Below are 19,836 nucleotides of genomic sequence, written 5' to 3'. Positions count from 1 at the left end.
CGACGTACCAAGTCACGCCGAACCTTCAGGTTTTCGGTCTGATCACCAACCTGACCAACAACCGCTACGCCAACTTCGGCACCTTCGCCGAGCGCGGCCCGATCGCCGGCAACCTGACCATCAACGATCCGCGCACGACGACGCTGGCGCAGCCGCTCTCGATCTACGGCGGCATCCGCTACGCCTTCGGCGCCGACCCGGTGCCGATGCCGGAGCCGCTGATCCGCAAGTACTGATGGCGTCGGCAATATCCAAATAGATTTACCTAAACCGAGGAGGTATTATTATGGCAACAACCTTCAACAACACCGTGTACCAGGCTGGTTTTGCCGGTACAGATGATGGCGCTCCCAGCGCAAACTTCCAAATCGATGATGCTTCTCGAAATCCTCTCACCGTGAACGGAACGGTGAATGCTGCTGGTGATCCCATAACGGTCACTGGTGTTCTGCCGGGTGCCACGACGTCCTCATCGACGACGTTCTACGCGACGCAGTTCGACAACCCGTCCATGATCCAGTTTACAGATACGCAAAGCGGAGCGAACGACTCATCGACGCGCCTCGTCCTCTCGAACTCGCAGGTGTTCGGGTCAGGCTCGACGAGCAGGACACGTTTCACCTCCGACGGGGACACGTCACTCAATAGCTACGCCGCACCCGTCTGCTTCACGACCGGTACGCTAATCCGCACCAGCCGTGGCGACGTGGCCGTCGAAGATCTCGTCGTTGGCGACCGTGCTGTCACGGCGTCAGGCGCCCTCCGGCCCATCACGTGGATCGGACAACGCGATCTCGACGGTGCTGGCAATGTGCTGCCCCACGACCAGCAGCCGATCCGCGTCCGCGTGGGCGCCTTTGGTTCCGGCCTACCCGCCCGCGACCTGCGTCTCTCCCCCGGCCACCCCGTGCTCGTAGGGGCGGCCGAAGACCAACTTGGTGGCGCGCTTGTCCCGATCATGTGCCTGATCAACGGAACCACCATCGCCCGCGAGCCGGCCACGAGCGTAACCTACTGGCACGTCGAACTGGACGCCCACGACATCCTGCTTGCCGAGGGTCTTCCGGCCGAAAGCTACCTCGATTGGGGCGACCGCCCCTTCTTCACGGAACAGTCCGACCACGCCTTGCACAACCCTGATTTCGTCGTGCTAGGCCTGTCCGCCCGCTGCCGCCCTGTCGCGGTGGACGGTGCCCTAGTCGAGGCCGAGCGTGCGCGGATCAATGCGGTGTTCGCGGCCGAACTCGCCGGGCATTGCGCCTGGGACGAGGCCGCGACCGTCAGCGTCCTCGCCGCCTGATCGACAACTCGGGCAATCAGCGCGTCGAGCAGGGGGCAAGGGTTATGCGACCCGGATCACTCTCGCTCGACGCGTTCCTGGCGCGCCGGGCGGGCGACCGTCGGTTGGCGCGGCTAACTCATGATCTCTGCCTGCCTGAGGGCAGCGGCCTGGAGTTCGGCCCCGCTGATAACCCCACGCCGCTGCCCGAGGGTCTGAGCGTCACCTACGTCGACCACAGCCGCGATGCCGGTGCGGACCTTGCCGGAGCGACACCGATCGATCACGCTTGGTCTGGGTCGGGCTCACTTACAGCCGTTCTCGGCCACGACGGCTACGACTTCGCGATAGCCGCCCAGGTCGGGCAGTACGTACCCAACCTGCTCGGGTGGCTACGCGGCATCCACGCCGCATTGCGCCCAGGCGGGGTGCTCAACCTGTCGCTGCCGGACAGGCAGTTCATGTTCGATGCAGCTCGGCCGGTCAGTACCTTAGCCGAACTGATCGAGGCGGACCTGCTCGCCTACGAGCGGCCGAGCCCACGCCAAATGTTCGGTCATACCTACGACGTGCGCACCATCACGCCCGAGCAGATCTGGGCGGGCGAGGATCCGGTGCACGCGCCGCGGATGGCGGGTGAAGCGGCCTTGCCCCACGCACATGCTGAAGCCGTCGATGCGCTGGCCACTGATGCCTATGTTGCCTGCCACTGTTGGGTTCTTACCCCGATCGCATTCCTCGATCTGGTCGAAGGCGCCACGCGGCTCGACCTCTTCCCCTTCGTTCTGAACCAAGTCTCAGCCACGCAGCTGGGCGGGTTCGAATTCTACGTCTCGATGCGACGGGAGGCCCAAGCAGAGGCAGAGGCGTTGCTCGGCTTGCAGATCGGGGCAATCAACCATCTGCGGGGCTTGCTAGAGACACAACGGCAAACCGCAAAGTTGATGGCTGGCATATGACCAAGGCTCAGCGGCCGAGCTATCATCGAGAGACACCCAGCTGGCGGCTCCTAGCACCAAATTACGGCTCAAAGTTAAATATGCCGATTGTTGCAAAAAATTCTGTTTGCCGCCTTTTTCGATCGCTTAAGCTGAAATTTTTCAAGACGCTTAAGCGTCTAAAAAGATTCAACGCTCAGCTATATATCTCTGATCTTGAAACAAAGTATGGCTCCTTGCCGGCTGACTTCGTGCCAAGTCAGTATCGCACGTTGAACAACGATCTCAAGCACATGAGACAGCCCTGGGAACTCAGGGCTCACTACCTCATACACGGGCGCCGGGAGAAGCGGGCCTATCAGTTCGACCTGAGTGTGTACGAGAGGGAGTTCGAGCAGTTCTTTGCCAGCGAGGCCGCCGCGAACGATGCACTGTCTTGGACTGCGCGAAACTGCAGCCTAACAGACATGCTCAACGCTGCGAGGGTGTGGCCGGGGCCCTGGCTGGATCGATTCATGCTATTCGAGTTCGCGCTCCTTAACGCGTCATGGCTCCCCCGTCGGCCCGTATCCCGCGCGGATGGGATCCAGCTGTTCCTTCAGCATGGTATCGAACGCCTTGCGCCGATCGCCATCCGCGAGGCGTTCGACCCGGCCTTCTATCGCGATAACGCGACCGTCCTATCGCCCACGGCGAGCGATGCCGACCTCTACCGCGAATGGCTTAACCACGGGGTCCCACTCGGAGTTTCTCCCAACGAGGGCAGCGCGCTTATCGCGTTGATCGGCGAAGACACGTTCCCGATTGCCTTCAGCGAACCCCTCTATCGCGCGCGAGTGACGAGCAAAGCTGGCCGGCCCGGTTCGGGACGCTTCGCAGCTCTTGACCATTTTTTCACAACGGGGTTCGCGATCCTCAAGGCCGAGGTGGTGCAGGGCCCAGGATCGGCCCGGCTCTACGAGCAGATCGGGGAGCATCACCTTATGCGCGGCAACGCTGCCGTGGCGGTCGACGCCTTCAGTCGCGCTCTAGCGATCCGGCCGGACGTCTTACGCATGCGCCATCGCCGCGGCGACTCCCTGCTCGCTCTGAACCGGAAGGAGGAGGCGGCCGAAGATTTCATCGCTGCCGCCGAGGCGCTCGATGCGAGCGTCTGGAGCCACATTCACGCTGCAGAGTTTCTGGTGAGGAGGCCGGATGGGGGGCCAGCGGCCCTCGATCGCCTGATGCGCTCGGCGCCGTCCTGCCGGAACTCCGTCGCGTGGCGCTCCGCAGGCCACCGCGTCGTCTCGGAGGTGTTCGCTGCCGCCAGCCGCCGGGCGACAGGCCTCTACGCTGAGGGCCGTCGCGCCGAAGCCGACACCTGCCTAACCGGGTGTTTGGATCGCCTTACGCAGGTGATCCCAGCCATTGATCCCCTCCCAGCCCGGCTTCCGGCCCCGCGGGAAGGCGTCGTGGTCATCCTGGCCGACCGCGGTCTCCCACAATGCGACCATTACCGGGTTGTGCAAAAGCGCATACAGCTGGAACGCCTGGGCTGGACAGTAGAAATCTATACGCAGTCTGAGGCAGATTCGTGCAGGCTGGCCCTAGATCGGGCATGTGCAGCGATCTTCTACCGCGTCGGCGCTTCCCCCACTGTGCTGCACGCAATCCTGTACGCGCGCGCCCTTGGCATCCCGACAATCTACGAGATCGACGATCTCCTCTTCGATCCAGCCCTCTATCCCGATCCCTTCGAGAGTTTCGAAGGACAGATTACGAGCGCTGAGTATTTTGGGCTGCAGTACGGGGTGCCGCTGTTTAGGTACGCCCTGCGGCAATGCGAGGTCGGACTCGCATCAACCCCGGCTCTAGCGCAGGCGATGCGGCCCTTAGTGCGCTCCGGCGTCTGCCACGTGCTTCGCAACGGACTGGACGACCGCAATGCTCTGTTCCTGGACCGGCCCAAGATGCCGTTCTGCGCATCCACCGTGACGATCTTTTATGGATCTGGGACAAAGGCCCACAACCTGGATTTCAATGAGATCGCCGCACCGGCTCTGCTCGACGTCCTGGGCCGCCAGCCGCATGTGCGTCTTGTCATCGCTGGTTATCTTCAGCTCGACAGGCGGTTCGCGCCCTTCGCCGATCGGGTCCTGCAGCTCGGCTTTAGCCCGGACGTCTCCGCCTACTGGGAGACCCTGTCCGGGGCCGACATCAACCTGGCGGTCCTGGCGCCCAGCGCGATGTCGAACGCTAAGAGCGAGATCAAGTGGCTGGAGGCTGCAATGTGCAGCATCCCCTCCGTCGTCTCCGCGACCCAGACCTATCGCGAAATCCTCGTCGATGGCGAGGACGCGTTTCTGGCGCAGACCCCGCAGGACTGGTCGCGCGCCATCGATACCCTGGTCCAGGACGCCGATCTGCGCGGCAGAGTTGGCCGGCGGGCGCGGGCCAAGGCCGTGCGCGAGTACGGGCTCGACGGAGCGACCAAGATCCTCTCCGGCTTCCTGCCGCTCCCTGTGAAAGCCAGCACGGCCGGTGATCTTGATAGGAGCGGACAAGCCCCAGGCGTCGCGCGCGTGACAGCGCCAGTTGCGTCGAATGGGACCGGGTTACGGCGAAGACCGCGCCTTCTCGTCGTCGCTGTTTATTTTCCACCGCAAACCGTCGGCGGTGCGACGCGCGTCGTGCGCGACAACATCGATTACTTCCTCGACCACGCCACCGACGCCTTCGAGATCGCGGTTGTCGCCACTGATTATGGTGTCGAGCCGGCCTATCAAACCCGGATCGACGCCTATCGCGGCGTTCCGGTCTATCGCATCGCGGCACCCCAGGTGGTTCACGGGGACTGGCGAGGGTTCGATCCAGGAATGAAGCTACCGTTCGAGGCGCTGCTTGATCGGTTCGAGCCAGATCTCGTGCATTTTCATTGCGTGCAGCACCTGACGGCATCGGTGGTGGAGTCCGTCGCCGAACGAGGCCTGCCCTATCTGATCACGTTGCACGACGCGTGGTGGATTTCGGATTTCCAATTCCTTGTCGATGAGGACGGGCAGTTGCGAACCCTATCCTCCGATCCCCTTCGATATAGCATGAACCGCCGCGTCACACCCATCGCGTCGATCGCGCGCAGGCGCGGGCTGGCCCGCATAATGGAGGGCGCGGCCGGGCTCCTTGCCGTCTCGAACGCGTTTGCCGACATCTATCGCGCCGCGGGCCATCCTCGAACGATCTCGGTCCCGAATGGCGTCTCGGTCCTGCCGCGGGTCGACCGCCGGCCGAGCGCGACCGGGCGCGTGCGTCTAGGGCAAATCGGTGGCCGCACGGTGCACAAGGGCGCAGTGCTGATCGAGGCGGTGCTGCGGGCGTACGCCTTCGATCAGCTCTCGATGACTATCGTCGACCACGCACACGACGGCGATTACCTGCGCGAGGAGGTATGGGGTACGACACCGGTTCGCATCATCGGCAGGATGCCGCAAGAGCGCATCTGCGACCTCTACGCGGACCTCGACGTGCTACTGGCCCCATCACTCTGGCCGGAGAGCTTCGGGCTCGTTACGCGCGAAGCCCGGACCGCCGGCCTCTGGGTGGTAGCGAGCGACCGCGGCGCTATCGGTGAAGAGATCGTCGACGACGTAGATGGCTTCCGCATCGACGTGAGCAGTCCGGACGCGTTACTACGGGTGCTGAGGCTGATCGATGCGAACCCGCAGCGCTTTCTCAACAGTCCGCCTCCGCCCTCGGTATTGCCGCGAACCATGGCGGATCAGGGCGCAGATCTCGTAGATCTCTACGCGGAGTTCTGGCCGGATCCTGGGGCGTTACGATCTCCAGCAACACATTGAGGCGTTGCTCTGCCCACCGACTTAAGATCTATGGTGGAAGCGAGATCAATACGCACCTTCTTCTGAGAAAGTAAGACGTTGAGCCTTATAACAGTCAGTTTTGCCGGACACACGTTCCGGATGGACGCCTCCGACGATATGGACCTCGTTGCTCGGCAGATCGCGTCCGGCAGTTACGAGGCTCCGCTGCCCTTTCTAATGATGGCGACGCTCCTGCGCATGGAGGGTCTTTTCGTCGATGTTGGCGCCAACACCGGCGTCTACACGGTCATGGCCGGCACGGTAGCACGCGATCGAAGGATCATTGCGTTCGAACCCCTGCCGCCCGTCATCGAGATCCTTAAGCGCAATCTCGCTGGCAACGATCTCACTGGGCGGGTGACGCTCATTGAGGCGGCTCTAAGCGAGCACGCGGGCACGGCCGACCTCCATCTCCCCGATCCCGGACACGGACTGATCGAGACGAGTGCGTCCCTTGAACAAAGCTTCCAGAAAACGCACTCGACGATCCAGGTTCCCGTGAAGCGCCTCGACGATTTCGCGATCACCGACACAATTGCCGTGATCAAGGTCGATATCGAAGGCCACGAACATGCTTTCCTACGGGGTGCGCGCGAGACCATTCTCCTGCATCGGCCCATTATCTTCGCCGAAGTCGTCAAGCCGGCAAAGCGGAGTGCGATCGGCGCATTCCTCCACGAGGTCGGCTACATCGATTTCCGGCTCAGGCCCGACATGGCTATCCACGACGGTGAGGTGCTGTTCGACGATGCAGCCTGGAACCACGCTCTGGTCCCTTCTGAGCGCCTGACCAAGTTCAAGGAAGCCTGCGACGCCTGCAACCTTCCGATGCTGCGACGCTTCCAGCTCGTATGACGGGGCGCCGAGATTTTTGCGTCTTGATGCTTCCAAAAGCCTTTGTACGCATTCCCCTGAAAGTCGTGCGTCGGACGGCGCTATCGGAGGGCCTGTCGCAAAATCAGATTTGAGACGCGGAACGACCTCTACGGTCCGGCTTTCACGCTTTGTTCACCTGAGGAAGCTCGAAGCAGAGAGCGAGTAGTCGGTTCTTCTCGCGCACTGTCCATGCGGCGGCAAAGCCGAAGCCCTTGCGCAGCCAGAGCATGGCCTCGAAGCCCTGGATCGTACGCCGCGCCGCGTTGAACGAGCGAAAGCCGCCCACCCGCGGCATCGACCGCTTTACCCGGAAGTGGTCGCTCTCGATGCCCTGCCGCAAATGCTTGGTGACATAGTAGATTGGCGTTCGCGGCGGCCATGAGCCAGAGGCGTGCCGAGCGTCCGTCGCCTCCCCCGCGCAGGTTCACCGCCACAGTGCTGGCACCGTCGAGGACGTCATGCGCCAGGACCGCGGCCGCGACGACGGCGCCGACGGACGCCGACATCTGGAACCTGACCCCGATGCCCAGCCCGTCCATCAGGCTGTGCGCCGTCAGGCAACCGGCGGCCAGATGCCCGCCGGATGGCCCTGCCAGCGCCGCACCGGTCCGGTCGAGGGCAAAATAGGTCACGAAGCCGGCTGCGAGGCAGGCGGCGATGCCGATGGCGTCCAACACCGCTCGGCCTGTCTCGACCGCTTCCGGCAGAAGGTCGAACAGCACGACGCCGACCACCGCGCCCCCGCAGAAGCCGAGCAGCAGTCCGCGCGCCGGTCCGAAGCGCAACGCCATCAGGCCGCCGCAGAGCGTCACGGTCGCGAGACCCACCAGAGCGACGAGTAGGGATTGCCCGAACTGCCAGTCGGTCATGATCAGGCGAGGGCCATCGAATCAATGGACCGGGAAATCCGAACCGTATCGCCGGCCACTCGCGGTGCCATGCGATGAACGACGGGATGTCCGATCGCTGGCTGGTACGGTTCCGTGAGCGTCACGACGGTGCCGGTATCGGTTCCGTGCACGGGGTCCTCCGGCATGGCGTCGCCGTTGCGGGACACGTCCGCAACCGTGCTCACGAGCTGCTGCCTACCGCGCTTCCGATGTATCGTCATACATCGCGATGCGATCGTGCCGTATAACGCTCAGCTGAACACCCGGAGCAGTGCCTTCGAATGAACGACGACCCGGCTTTGCGGGCGCCATTCGGTACGCAGTCACGGCGCGCCCGGTTCCGTAGCGTGCCTTATGCGAACGGGCCGCCGCAGCCGCAACGTTGGACGTCCGCTATTGAGGATCGACCGCGGCTCCTTGGATGACCGAGGTGGGCGCGAAGAAATCGACTTCTCCAGTCCACGCAAAGGTCTGCTTCCTCGATCACAAGTCCCGAAAGCAGACCGGCAAAAATCCACCCAACCAGGTCGTAGAGCGGACGGACGGGTCCCGACCCACTACGGCCATTCAGGAACGCTCAGTCGATGCCCCGAAGCAGACATAGGCTTCATGGTGGGTGATTAGGCAGCCAAACTCGCAAATACGAGGGACTGGTGGACCGAGACACCCGCCGTGACCCCGTCCGCCACGGCCCAACTCACGCTGTGGGGCGCCCGTGCGACGTCGCCGGCCGCATACACCCCCGCCACCGTCGTCAGCCTGGAGGCATCCGTGCGGATGACCGGACCGAACGGCCCTTCGTCCAGCGCGCAGCCGAGCCGTTCCGCCAGCGAGCCGTTCATGCGCGTCCGTGGGGCGAGGTACAGAGCATCGAGAGGTGCCGTGCGGCCGTCTTCGAGCATCAAGCCGGACAGCGACCCGCCCTCGCCGACGAGGGCCGCAACGGCGGCAGGCTCGATCCCGACGCCACGGCTTGCGAGCCGGGCGCATGTCGCATCGTCGGGCATGTCCCCGCCGTTGAGGTAGAGCGTCGTCGGCCCCCACTCGGCTATCAGCAACGCCTGATGCGCGGACATGGGTGACACGGCCAGCACGCCGAGCTTCCCGTCGGCGAACTCGTAGCCGTGGCAGTAGGGGCAGTGGAGGACGCTCCTGCCCCATCGCTCCGCCAGGCCCGGGATCTCCGGAAGCACGTCCGTTATGCCGTAGGCGAGGACGAGGCGGGCCGCGTTCATGGTCGCCCCGCTCGCGAGGGTGATGGTAAAGTCCCGGCCCGCGCGGACATCGACCGCCTGCCCCTCCACGATGGTCGCCTGAGGGTAGGCAGCGAGCTGGGCGCGGGCCTGCGCGAGCATCGTCCGCGGGTCGCTGCCGTCCTGGCCGAGGAACCCGTGGGAGGCCGCGGCGAACCGGTTGCGCGGGCTGCCCGCGTCGATCACGCAGACCGAGCGTCGCCCGCGGGCGATGTAGGTTGCCGCCGCCAAGCCGGCGAAGCTGCCTCCCACGACGATCACGTCAAACGGCATGGGCTTGCTCCAGGGTCAAAGTGCCACCGCGCGCGGCGAGGCGGGCGTGGAAGTCAGCGCTGAGCGCGGCGAGCGTGACGCCGCCGAAGCGTTCCAGCAGCACCCGCTCGGCCTCTCGAAAGCCGTCGTCCAAGGCTGCGTTCACGGCCTGCTCGACGAGGCAGCCGGGCGCCTCGGTGCGGTTGCCGATGGCGAACAGGTCGGGCGAACCGAGCGCGACGTGGATGTCGAGAAGGGTGATCTCGGTCAAGTCGCGCGCGATGGTCCAGCCGCCGCCGTGCCCGCGCCCGGACCTGACGAACCCCGCCTCGCGCAGCCCAGCCATGGTCCGGCGCACCACCGCCGGATTGGTCTGCATGGCGGCGGCGAGGGCTTCGGAGGTGAGCGGTCCGGGCTCCTCCGCCATGTGCAGCAGCACGTGCAGGATGCCGGAAAGGCGACTGTCGCGTCTCATGTAGCAACTGATGCTACGAAATAACACGAAGGTCAACTCGCTGGTATGCTCGTCACGGACAGAGACGCGACGGGGGTTGGTGCGGCCGTTCGCGGCCCGGAAGGGCAAGGCGCACCGGGAGGGGTCGTGAGGAAAGGCGGAGCGGGCCCGTCCGAGGCGACGGACGGGCGGAGCGCCTCGATACGTTCGGCGCTTCCGGGGCGTTCAAACGTCGCCGCCGACCGCGCTATTATCGCGACGAGGCTGCGTGGATGCCGTCGTCGGACCGGGCATCGACTAGGCCGCGGATCCGCTCCCTGACGGACGGCGTGGTGGGGTTGTAGACGATCAGGCCGAGGTCGGGGCGACCGTCGATGGCGAACGAAGAATACTCAAGCTCGATGGCGCCGAGGATCGGGTGCTTCAGTCGCTTCGTCCCCTCGCCGTGATGGTGCACCTCGTTCTCCCGCCACAGCACTGCGAAGTCCTCGCTCGTCCGGCACAGTTCCTCGACCAGTTCGCCGACCTCGGACGCCGCACCGGCGCGGGCCGCATCCGCGCGGAATGCCGCGACCACGTAGCGTGCCACGCTGTCCCAGTCGTGTTGGATCGCGCGAACCTGTTTTGAGCCGAACATGCGGCGGAGGATGTTGCGCTCGCCCGGCGGGACCGTGTCCCAGTCGGTCAGCACGACGGCCGACGCACGATTCCAGGCGACGACGTCCCAAGTCGCGGTCTTGATCAGCGCAGGGCTGGTCTCCAGCGTTTCGAGCAGTCGCTGCAGCCGGGGTGTGATCCCCTTGGCGACCGCGTAGCGGACCTCTGGCGGGCGTCCGAGGCCGAGCATGAACAGGTGCTCGCGCTCGGCGTCGGTCAGCATCAGCCCGGCGGCGATGCGGTTCAGCACGTCCGCGGAGGGCGCACCGCCGCGGCCCTGTTCCAGCCACGTGTACCACGTCGCGCTAATATTCGAGCGCTGGGCGACCTCCTCCCGCCGGAGGCCGGGCGTCCGCCTCCGCCCGGAAAACCCGAACGAGGACGGGTCGAGCTTCGCTCGCCGGTCCCGCAGGTAGGCGCCGAGGGGGTTCTCCGAGCCGGCCGGCATGGCGATCCTGTGAGAGATTATACCCTGATATGGTCACGTATTTTATGGTGACGCGAGCCGCGGGAAAGTGGGCCTTCCACACAACGCGGACAGTCATCCATGCGTGTATTCCTTACTGGCGCCACCGGCTTCATCGGCTCCGCGCTCATCCCCGAACTCCTCGACGCCGGGCATCAGGTCATCGGGCTGACCCGGTCCGAGGCCGGCGCGGCGGCGCTCCGCACGGCGGGGGTCGAGCCGCACCGGGGCGACCTTACGGACCTGAGCGGCCTGCGCGACGGAGCCGCCCGGGCCGACGGCGTGATCCATGCCGCGTTCGATCACGACGACTTCTCGGACTTCGTCGCTAACTGCGAGAAGGACCGGCGGGCCATCGAGGCCCTGGGCTCCGCGCTCAAGGGCTCGGACCGGCCCCTGCTGATCACGTCCGGCGTGGCGATGGGCTGCCCGGCACCCGGCCAGCCGGCCACCGAGGACGTCTTCGACTGGGACCACCCGAACCCCCGCGTCGCCTCCGAGCGGGCGGGTGCGGCCTTGCTGGATGCGGGCGTCAACGTGTCGGTCATGCGGCTCCCGCAGGTGCACGACACCGTCAAGCAAGGCCTGGTGACCTACCTCGTGGCCCATGCCAGGGCCAAGGGCGTCTCCGTCTATATCGGCGACGGCGCGAACCGCTGGGCCGCGGGACCGAGGCGCGACGTCGCCCGCCTCTACGTGATGGCGCTGGAGCGTGCCGAGGCGGGAGCCCGGTACCATGCCGTCTCCGAGGAAGGCGTTTCGCTCCGGGCCATCGCGGAGGCCGTCGGCAGGGGCCTGGGGGTCCCGGCGGTCTCCGTCGTACCCGAGGCGGCCGCCGAGCATTTCGGGTGGCTGGCTGGGTTTGCCGGGGCCGACATGACGGCGTCGAGCGCACTGACGCGGTCACGGCTCGGCTGGCAGCCGAACGGCGGGGGCCTGATCGCCGACCTCGACGCGATGGACTACGCCCGCGGTGCGGCGTGAGGGGCCGGCGTCCGCATGCGCCTGGCGGTTGGGACGACGTCAGAGGGTGTCTTGCGCGGGATGGATCGCATCCGTGTCCGGACTCCCGGCCATGAATGCGATTAGGGCCGAGGCCACCTCGTCCGGTCGGTCCTCCGGCTGGAGGTGGCCGCCCGTGGTCGTGACGTCGGTGACGTCGTCGGCCCAGGCGGCCCAGGCATCCCGCGGGCGCCCCCCGCTTCCGTCGGCGCATGGCCAGAGCACCAGGACGGGGCAGTCGAGCTTGCGCCCCGCCGCATGATCGGCGTCGTCGTGGGCCGCATCCTCGTCCAGGGCGGACCGGTAGTCCTCGCACATCGCATGTCGGACCGCCGGGTCGCGGAACGCCGCCCGGTAGGCTTCCCGGGCGGGGGGCTCGATCACGGCGTCCCCGTCCGCACCCATCACGGAGAAGGCATGATCGAGGAAGGCGTCGGGGGCGGCGGCCAGCATCCGCTCGGGCAGATCCGCGCCCTGCGCCAGCATGAACCAGTGGAAGCTCCTCCGTGCGAACCGGTGGTCGACCGCGGCCAGCGCGTCGCGAGTCGGCACGACCGCGAGCGAGGCGAAGCGCGTCACGACACCGGGATGATCGAGCACCAAGCGGTATCCGGCCCGCGCCCCGCGGTCGTGCCCGGCCAGGGCGAAGCGGTGGTGGCCCAGCGTCCGCATCAGGTCGAGCAGCGCCGCCGCGATCCGTCGCTTGGTCCAGCGCGGAGAGGTCGCGCGTTGCAGGCTCGCGCCATACCCGGGCAGGTCCGGGACGACCACCGTGTGACGGCGCGCCAGCACCGGCGCCACCTTGCGCCAGGCGACGTGCGTCTGCGGGTAGCCGTGCAGCAGGAGGAGCGGCGGTCCCGAACCGCCGAGCACGCCTCCGAAGCGGACGCCCCCCGCCTCCACGTCCAGCTCCCGGAAACCTGGGAAGAATGCCGGGCTTGGTGATGGGGGGATGGCGTCGGGCTCACGCGGCCTGGTCATGCGTCAGCTCCTGTTTACCTCGGCCACGAAGGCCGCCAGTTCGCGCGAGAACCGTACGGGCTCCTCGTGGAACGGGCTGTGCCCGCTCTCGGCGTAGACGGACAGGCGGCTCTGCGGCTTGAGCGAGCGGACATGCTCGGCCATCGCCTGGCGCACGAGCCTGTCGTGGGCGCCATGCGTTAGAAGGATCGGACCACCGTAGGCCGCAAAGGCCGGCCCGAGGTCCGTGGTCGAGGTCCGTACGAAGCCCTCGTTCGCGGCGCGTGCCGTCATGCCGTTGACCACGAGCATTCGCTGGAGCTCGATGCCGGTCGGTGGCCGGTAGAAACAGGCGGCGAGGAAATCGGCCGTCGCGGCGACGCGCGTCGGGAGGTCGTGTGAGGTCGCGCTTCCCGTGAAGTCGCCTGCGAGCGGGGTGAGCAGGTCGGGCGCTAGCTTGGTCACGGCATCGACGAGGTTGACCCCGGCGATGTGCGAACCGCCGTACTTGCGCAGATACGCTCCCGCCACGTAGCCGCCGAGCGACCAGCCGACGAGGACGGGTCGGCGCAACTTGGCCGCATCTATCACGGTCGCGACGTCGTCCGCCCAGCGGTCGGCGTCGGAGTAGGCCTCCAGGGCGGTCGGCTTGTCGGAATCGCCGTGGCCACGCAGGTCGAAGCGGACCAGGCGAAGGCCCGAGAGTGCCGGGTCGTCGAACTGCTTGTCCCAACTGAGCCGGCTTTGGCGCAGCCCGTGGATGAACAGGATCTCCGGCGCACCGTGATCACCCTTGGCTTCGCCTGCTAGCACGGTGCCGTCCGACGAGCGGGCCGAGAAGGTCTCGCTTGCATCAGCGGAAGCGGTGGACGCACCCGCGCCGGTCGACGGAGACGGCCCGGCAACTGCAAACCTCGGCGGCATCATTCCTACGCCGACGGCGGCTGCGGTCACGAGGTGGCGTCGCGTGGGATCCATGGGCTCGCTCTGTTGTTTAACGATCACTAGCAAACCGCGCTTGACCCGTCCTGTCAAGCGTAGTTTAGTGTTCGTTATGGAAAGTGGCTTGAGACCGCGCGGCGGCCGGCCGTGGAGCTTCGACCGAGACGCGGCCGTCGAGACCGCGATGCGGCTGTTCTGGCGCCATGGGTACGAGGGTGTCTCGGTCGGCGACCTGACGAAGGCAATCGGCGTGGCGCCCCCGAGCCTGTACGCCGCCTTCGGCAGCAAGGCGGGCCTCTATCTGCAGGCGTTGGCACGCTACGAAGAAGAGCACGGCGGTCTCGACCTCGCGGCCATCGGGTCCGCTTCGTCGTTGCCGGACGCCGTGAGGACGCTGCTCGAAGGGGCCGTGGCCGCCGTCACGCGGAGGGAGGATGCGCGCGGCTGCATGATCTCAAGCGGGCTGGTCGCCTGTCATCCGGACCATGCCGAATTGGCGCGCGATGCGGCTGCGCGGCGGGAGGCGTTGCGTGGCCGCATCGCGCAGACCCTGTCCCCGTTTGCCCCGGACGATGAGGTGCGGCGGGTGGCGAGGCACGTGGCCGCGGTGATGCAGGGGATCTCGATCCAGGCGCGGGACGGCGTCGCATCGTCGGAGTTGCAGGGCATCGTCGAGGACGTCGTCGCCGGCATCGCCGCCCGCAACGCTTGAACGAGGCGGGTTCGGATGCCGGAAAAGGCGTCAAGCGTGAGTTGGCTCCGCTGCGCCCCCTTTCTCGGCCGACGGTCGGCTCACGACCATTGCCCTGGCGAGAGGCCTAGTGCCGGGCCCTTCGCGTCATCGCTCCGGCCATGGTGCGAAGGTCGGATGCCCGGGCGGCTATGGGCGCACGACGGTGTGCGGCGTGACCGTGTAGCCGAACGGGTCGCGGAACGCGAAGTAGCGGCCGAACGGTCCATCCTTGGGCGGGAACACGATTGCCGTGCCGTGCTGGGCGAGGTGGTCGTGCAGGGCGTCCGCGTCATCGCAGCCGAACCAGATGGCGATGCCCCGACCGAGGTCTTCTGTGTCCCCCAAGTCGATCACGGGCGTGCGGACGGCGAACGGGATGGGCTTGGTGTCGAAGACGACGGCGCCCGGCGGGTTATGGGCGGCCGCCTTCAGACCGACGACGTCCGTGTAGAAGGCCCGCGCAGCTTCGATGTCGGCGACCTGGATGCCGATGAAGTCCGGTCCGATGAGATGGGGCACGAAGATCTTCCCTTGGCCGACGTTGGACGATATTGTCAGTACACTGATAAATGTAAGGGCCCTGATATGTCAAGCATGGACGCCGGGGCTGGCATGGGCGATCCGTACGGGACGGTCGGGTTCGCCCTGAAGCAGGCCCAGCACGCGCTCCGCACCTGTCTCGATGGCGAGCTGCGGGGGATCGGGTTGACCATGCCCCAATACGCGGTCCTCGCCTGCCTTCAGGCCAAGGCAGGGGCGTCGAACGCCACGCTTGCCCGCAGCGCTTTCGTGACCCCGCAGACGATGCAGGCGATCCTCGTCGCGCTTGAGCGTGCGGGCTTCGTCGAGCGGTCGGCCCACCCCGATCACGGGCGCGTTCTCAGGACCGAACTAACTGTGTCGGGGCGTGCCATCCTGGAAAGGGCTTCCGGAATCGTGGCCGATGCGGAAGAGCGTGTTCGGGCCGCCACGGCGCCCCTCGACCCCAGGGTCATCACCGCGACGCTGCTGCGGATCGCGGAAGCGTTCCGCTGAACGGTAGGCAGCGCATTCCCGCTCCGGTCGAGCGCCCGCTCCACTGCCGTCCGGCGGCACCGGCGGGCGGGCGCCTAGACACTCGGGACCCCTCCACCTGTGGTCCGCCCGGTACGCGCCATTGTTTTGCGAATTAGTTGGGCCGGGCGTTCGTCGAGCCATCCGCTGGCAGTCCCAGTCGATCCGAGACGTCCTTGACCGCCGCCCTCAGTCTCGGCGTCGAATGGTCGACGAAGGCGCGAAGGGCCCTGTTCCGCCGGGGGATCGGGTGAAAGAGTAGGTGGACCGGCAGGGGCTCCGGCTCGAACTCGCGAAGGAGCGTCGTCAGGCGACCAGCCTCGATGTGCTCGGTCACCTGATAGGCCATGACGCGGCAGATGCCGTGACCGCGGAGAGCGGCGTCGATTGCAGCACCTGCGCCGTTGAGGGCGATGCGGGGTCGTATGGCCGTCGAGAGACGACGTTCGCGGGCTGAAGACCGGTCGATGAAGTGCCACTGCTCGCGCTCGGCGCCGTCCTCCGTGCCGATGCAGCGGTGATGACCGAGGTCGCTTGGCGTCTGCGGCAGCCCAGCACGAGCGAGGTAGTGCGGCGCCGCGCAAACCAACCGCCGCATCTCGCCGAGCCTGACGGCGATCAAGCCGGAGACGGGAAGCGTCGCGAGCCTCACTGCGGCGTCGACGCCTTCCTCGACGAGGCTCACTACGCGGTTGAGCAGGAGCATGCGCAAGCCGATGTCGGGATGCTCGTCGAGGAACGACTCGACGACGGGCATCAGAATCGAACGGCCGAACAGCTCCGGGGCGGTCAGTGTGATCCTGCCGGTGATCCGGTCACCTGCCGCATCGGCACCATCCGCTTCGGCCAGTTCGGACAGGATGCCGCGATAGAGGGCCGCCTGCCGCTCGCCGCGCTCGGTCAGCCGCAGGGCACGGGTCGAGCGATGCAGCAGGCGCTCGCCCAGGCGCTCCTCCAGCATCGCCACCGCCCGGGTCACGGTCGCCGGCGAATGTCCGAGCTTCCGCCCGGCGGCTGCGAGCGAGCCCGTCTCGACGACGACGACGAACACAGCCATGGCGTCGAGACGGTCCATCGTTGCAGAACCTGAAATTATAGCTTGCTGATTGTCGAACTTATTGCGGCATCTGCAAAACGCTAGATCCCTTCCCATCGGTAACGCAGAGCGGCGGGGATCATGACGATGGAAAGACACGGCGAGACGCGACGCACCCTTCTCGGAACGCTCGCATTGGGCGCGACCGCCGTGGGGTTCGCATCATGGCCCGTTGCGGCGGCCCCGCACGCCTCTCTTCCGCACGCCCCCCTTCAACCGGAGAACAGCACTATGTCGGTCAGCTACAGCACCCAGAAGGTCGGCGATGTCGGCGTCTACTACCGCGAGGCCGGTCCACGCGATGCGCCGGTCGTCCTGCTCCTGCACGGCTTCCCCACCGCCTCGCACATGTTCCGCGACCTGATCCCGCTCCTGTCGGACCGCTACCGCGTGATCGCGCCCGATCTTCCGGGCTTCGGCAACACGACGGCGCCCGGTCGCGATGCGTTCGAGTACAGCTTCGATCGCCTCGCTGACGTGGTCGGGGGCTTCGTCGATGCCTTGGCCCTCAAACGCTACGCGCTGTACCTGTTCGACTATGGCGCTCCGGTCGGCCTCCGGCTCGCCATGCGCCATCCCGAGCGGGTCACGGCCATCGTCTCCCAGAACGGGAACGCCTACGTCGAAGGTCTCAGCTCCGAATGGGAGCCGTGGCAGGCCTACTGGCGCGATCCGAGCCCGGCTAAGCGCGAGGCGTGCCGGGCCGCGCTCACCGACGAGGCCCTCCATGCCCAATACGAGCACGGCGCGCCGGCCGACCGCGTATCACCCGACGGGCTGACGCTGGACATGCATTACATGCATCGTCCGGCAGCGAAGGATATCCAACTCGACCTGATCCTCAGCTACCGCACGAACGTCGCTCTTTACCCGCAATTCCAGGCCTACTTCCGCGAGCACCTCCCGCCGCTGCTCGCGGTCTGGGGTCGGAACGATGCCTACTTCATCCCGCCCGGCGCGGAGGCCTACAAGCGCGATCTACCCGACGCCGAGATCCATTTCCTCGACACGGGACACTTCGCCCTGGAGACGCACGCCCCCGAGGTCGCCCGGTTGATGCGCGACTTCCTGGGACGGAAAATGGCACGTGGCTGACAGCTTTCTATAGGTCGCCAAGGGGGGCCGCTTCGTTGTTTTCTCTTCCGGAAGCGGACCGCCTACAAATTACTCTTCTTAGACATTCAAAGGCGTAGGGCTGCGGGGTTGGGCCCGCTGCTCGCGGGCGTAGTGGATTGGCGGTCTGCCGACATGACGAGCGAAGGCGGTGCTGAAGGTGCTGGCAGACCCGTAACCCACGCGCTCGGCCACCTCCGCCACGCCGGCTCCCTCGCGACCGAGCAGATCCTTCGCCAGCGCGATGCGCCACGACAGCAGATACGCCATCGGCGCGACGCCGACCTCGCGCCGAAACCGTTCGAAGAACGTCGAGCGCGACAGTCCCGCCTCTCGGGCCAGGGCCGCGACCGTCCAGGGAACGGTCGGTCGCTCGTGCATCCGGCGCAACGCGGCGGCCACGCGCTCGTCGGCAAGTCCCCGCAGGAGGCCCGAGGGCGCCGTCGGACCCGTGGTTGACCGGAGCGCCTCGATCAGGAGCACCTCCAGGAGCCGCGCCAGGACCACCTCACGGCCGGGCCTGTCCGCCCGCGTCTCCTCGTTCACGAGGCCGAGCAGCATCGTCAGTCGCCCGACGCCGCGCACATGGACGAACCGAGGCAAGAGCGACAGCAGCAGTTCTGTGTCGTCGGAGGCGAAGGTGCAGTGCCCCACCAGCATGCGCAGGTCGGGCGGCACCTCGGCAGGGCCGAGCCGGAACACGCCGGGGTCGACCTCGACGGGCGGCGGCGCCCGACCCGCCGACGGCGCGACGAGGCTGGAGGCGGCGAAGGCGCTGGCGGCGGGGATCAGCACGAAGTCGCCGGCCGCGAGGATGATCTCTGCCTCGCCGTCGATCGCGAGCCGGCACGCTCCCTCCAGCACCGCCGCGTAGAATGGCTGGCCGTGGTCGTCGCGGCGCACGGTCCAGGCGCCGCCGGCCAGGACCAACTTGGAGAACGAGGCGCTGGGCTGAAGCAGCCCGACGACCTGGGTGAGCGGGTCGACCACTTCGGACGCTCGCCAATGTAATATGGACTTACGCCCGTATCACGTCCGGCAGAGCAGTCCTATCACCCCGTGGTGCGTCACACGGGAGGTCCCCATGAACACGATCCTCATCACCGGCTGCTCATCCGGCTTCGGCCTGGAGACTGCACGCCTGTTCCTCGACCGCGGTTGGCGGGTCGTCGCCACGATGCGCACGCCTCAGGCGGCCCTGCTCGCGAAGTCCGACCGCCTCACCGTCCTGCCACTCGACGTGACCGATGCCGGCAGCATCGCCCAGGCAGTCGCAGAGGCTGGGCCGCTCGATGTTCTGGTGAACAACGCGGGCGTCGGGTTGTTGAACGCCCTGGAGGGCTTGTCGATGGAGTCCGCCCGGGAGGTGTTCGAGACGAATACCCTCGGCACGATCGCCATGACCCAGGCCGTGCTGCCGCAGTTCCGGGAACGGGGCGCGGGAGTGATCGTCAACGTCACGTCGAGCGTGACTCTGCGGCCGCTGCCGCTGCTGGCGGTATACACCGCGAGCAAGGCGGCGGTGAACGCCTTCACCGAGTCCCTCGCGCACGAGCTCTTGCCACTCGGCGTGCGCGCCCATCTCGTCATTCCCGGCCGTTCGCCGGAGACCTCGTTCGGGGCCAACGCCCGCACCCGTATGGGGATGAAGGTGCCGGAGGCCTACGGAGACTTGGCGGGCAAGGTGTTCGCGAACTTTCAGCAGGCGACGGAAGAGCTAACCCGGGCCTCAGACGTCGCCGAGGCGGTCTGGCGTGCAGCAACCGATCCGGCTTGCCCGATGCGCCTGCCTGCCGGCGCTGATGCGATCACCTGGGCGGCGGCCTGACACGAACCCGCGAACGTCTGCTTCCGCTACATATTTGGGCGGAAGCGGACTGGCAGATATCCTGAAGAGTTTCGGGCGCCGCGAGGCGTACGAAAGTCGTGGAAGAACGAACCCGCGGGATGGCGGGCGCAGAGCTATGGGGATTTGGGCAGACCGTCGACCCCAGCGAGGGACGGAAGGCGTGTGA

Annotated in this window: 18 protein-coding genes and 1 pseudogene; 10 read left to right on the top strand and 9 right to left on the bottom strand. The window is 66.6% G+C overall.

Annotation, left to right across the window (positions count from 1 at the left end; translation table 11 throughout):
• The 5 genes from FV234_RS21830 to FV234_RS21810 form a co-directional block, all read left to right on the top strand.
• Window positions 1-236: hypothetical protein (locus tag FV234_RS21830; protein ID WP_147830438.1), on the top strand; the 236-nt coding region annotated here is incomplete at its 5' end.
• A 44-nt stretch (window positions 237-280) separates the two neighbouring features.
• Entirely contained in the window at window positions 281-1,300 is a 1,020-nt protein-coding gene (locus tag FV234_RS21825) for a Hint domain-containing protein (protein WP_246686272.1), read from the top strand.
• Window positions 1,255-2,238 (top strand): class I SAM-dependent methyltransferase, encoded by a 984-nt coding sequence (locus tag FV234_RS21820; RefSeq protein WP_246686271.1) that lies wholly within the window; start codon window positions 1,255-1,257, stop codon window positions 2,236-2,238. The genes FV234_RS21825 and FV234_RS21820 overlap by 46 nt, the downstream gene beginning before the upstream one ends.
• Before the next feature lie 251 nt (window positions 2,239-2,489).
• On the top strand, window positions 2,490-6,053 hold the full coding sequence (locus FV234_RS21815) for a glycosyltransferase (protein WP_246686270.1): 3,564 nt from the start codon (window positions 2,490-2,492) through the stop codon (window positions 6,051-6,053).
• 120 nt (window positions 6,054-6,173) lie between these two features.
• Window positions 6,174-6,929 carry an FkbM family methyltransferase gene (locus tag FV234_RS21810; RefSeq protein WP_246686269.1) on the top strand — a complete coding sequence of 252 codons (756 nt, stop codon included), beginning with the start codon at window positions 6,174-6,176 and terminating at the stop codon, window positions 6,927-6,929.
• Window positions 6,930-7,071: 142 nt separating this feature from the next.
• Here FV234_RS21810 and FV234_RS21805 read toward each other — a convergent pair.
• From FV234_RS21805 to FV234_RS21790, 4 genes and pseudogenes are all read right to left on the bottom strand, one after another.
• A pseudogene (locus tag FV234_RS21805) lies at window positions 7,072-7,323 on the bottom strand (DDE-type integrase/transposase/recombinase); the annotation flags it as partial.
• 1,137 nt (window positions 7,324-8,460) lie between these two features.
• Entirely contained in the window at window positions 8,461-9,366 is a 906-nt protein-coding gene (locus FV234_RS21800) for an NAD(P)/FAD-dependent oxidoreductase (RefSeq protein ID WP_147831604.1), read from the bottom strand.
• Window positions 9,356-9,820 (bottom strand): Rrf2 family transcriptional regulator, encoded by a 465-nt coding sequence (locus tag FV234_RS21795; RefSeq protein ID WP_147831603.1) that lies wholly within the window; start codon window positions 9,818-9,820, stop codon window positions 9,356-9,358. Before FV234_RS21795 ends, FV234_RS21800 begins: the two co-directional genes overlap by 11 nt.
• 229 nt (window positions 9,821-10,049) lie before the next feature.
• Window positions 10,050-10,904, bottom strand: coding sequence for a helix-turn-helix transcriptional regulator (locus tag FV234_RS21790; protein ID WP_147831602.1), 855 nt, complete (start codon window positions 10,902-10,904; stop codon window positions 10,050-10,052).
• A 99-nt stretch (window positions 10,905-11,003) separates the two neighbouring features.
• Between FV234_RS21790 and FV234_RS21785 the strand changes: the two genes are divergently transcribed.
• A complete protein-coding gene (locus FV234_RS21785; protein ID WP_147831600.1) occupies window positions 11,004-11,906 on the top strand; it encodes an SDR family oxidoreductase in 903 nt (300 codons plus the stop codon).
• Between the two features lie 39 nt (window positions 11,907-11,945).
• Here the strand turns inward: FV234_RS21785 and FV234_RS21780 are convergent, their stop codons facing one another.
• Both FV234_RS21780 and FV234_RS21775 read right to left on the bottom strand, forming a co-directional pair.
• Entirely contained in the window at window positions 11,946-12,905 is a 960-nt protein-coding gene (locus FV234_RS21780; RefSeq protein ID WP_147831598.1) for an alpha/beta hydrolase, read from the bottom strand.
• A gap of 3 nt (window positions 12,906-12,908) precedes the next feature.
• A complete protein-coding gene (locus tag FV234_RS21775; RefSeq protein ID WP_246686268.1) occupies window positions 12,909-13,919 on the bottom strand; it encodes an alpha/beta hydrolase in 1,011 nt (336 codons plus the stop codon).
• A 91-nt stretch (window positions 13,920-14,010) separates the two neighbouring features.
• Here FV234_RS21775 and FV234_RS21770 point away from each other — a divergent pair, with 91 nt between their 5' ends.
• The gene (locus FV234_RS21770) at window positions 14,011-14,538 is read left to right on the top strand and encodes a TetR/AcrR family transcriptional regulator (protein WP_210246589.1); all 528 of its coding nucleotides are present in this window, start codon (window positions 14,011-14,013) and stop codon (window positions 14,536-14,538) included.
• A gap of 168 nt (window positions 14,539-14,706) precedes the next feature.
• On the opposite strand, the gene FV234_RS21765 is transcribed toward FV234_RS21770, so the two are convergent.
• The gene (locus tag FV234_RS21765) at window positions 14,707-15,078 is read right to left on the bottom strand and encodes a VOC family protein (protein ID WP_147751230.1); all 372 of its coding nucleotides are present in this window, start codon (window positions 15,076-15,078) and stop codon (window positions 14,707-14,709) included.
• A 93-nt stretch (window positions 15,079-15,171) separates the two neighbouring features.
• Between FV234_RS21765 and FV234_RS21760 the strand changes: the two genes are divergently transcribed.
• Window positions 15,172-15,594, top strand: coding sequence for a MarR family transcriptional regulator (locus FV234_RS21760; RefSeq protein WP_147751231.1), 423 nt, complete (start codon window positions 15,172-15,174; stop codon window positions 15,592-15,594).
• Between the two features lie 133 nt (window positions 15,595-15,727).
• On the opposite strand, the gene FV234_RS21755 is transcribed toward FV234_RS21760, so the two are convergent.
• Window positions 15,728-16,687, bottom strand: coding sequence for a LysR family transcriptional regulator (locus FV234_RS21755; RefSeq protein ID WP_147831596.1), 960 nt, complete (start codon window positions 16,685-16,687; stop codon window positions 15,728-15,730).
• Window positions 16,688-16,939: 252 nt separating this feature from the next.
• Here FV234_RS21755 and FV234_RS21750 point away from each other — a divergent pair, with 252 nt between their 5' ends.
• Complete coding sequence (locus FV234_RS21750) at window positions 16,940-17,803, top strand: alpha/beta hydrolase (protein WP_246686267.1); 864 nt, start codon at window positions 16,940-16,942, stop codon at window positions 17,801-17,803.
• 78 nt (window positions 17,804-17,881) lie between these two features.
• Here the strand turns inward: FV234_RS21750 and FV234_RS21745 are convergent, their stop codons facing one another.
• Window positions 17,882-18,811 (bottom strand): AraC family transcriptional regulator, encoded by a 930-nt coding sequence (locus FV234_RS21745; RefSeq protein ID WP_147831592.1) that lies wholly within the window; start codon window positions 18,809-18,811, stop codon window positions 17,882-17,884.
• Between the two features lie 94 nt (window positions 18,812-18,905).
• Between FV234_RS21745 and FV234_RS21740 the strand changes: the two genes are divergently transcribed.
• Entirely contained in the window at window positions 18,906-19,649 is a 744-nt protein-coding gene (locus tag FV234_RS21740) for an SDR family oxidoreductase (RefSeq protein WP_147751234.1), read from the top strand.
• The last annotated feature ends 187 nt before the right edge of the window (window positions 19,650-19,836 follow it).

Source organism: Methylobacterium sp. WL8 (assembly GCF_008040045.1).
Lineage (GTDB): Bacteria > Pseudomonadota > Alphaproteobacteria > Rhizobiales > Beijerinckiaceae > Methylobacterium > Methylobacterium cerastii.
This window is presented reverse-complemented; position numbering and strand designations above follow the sequence as displayed.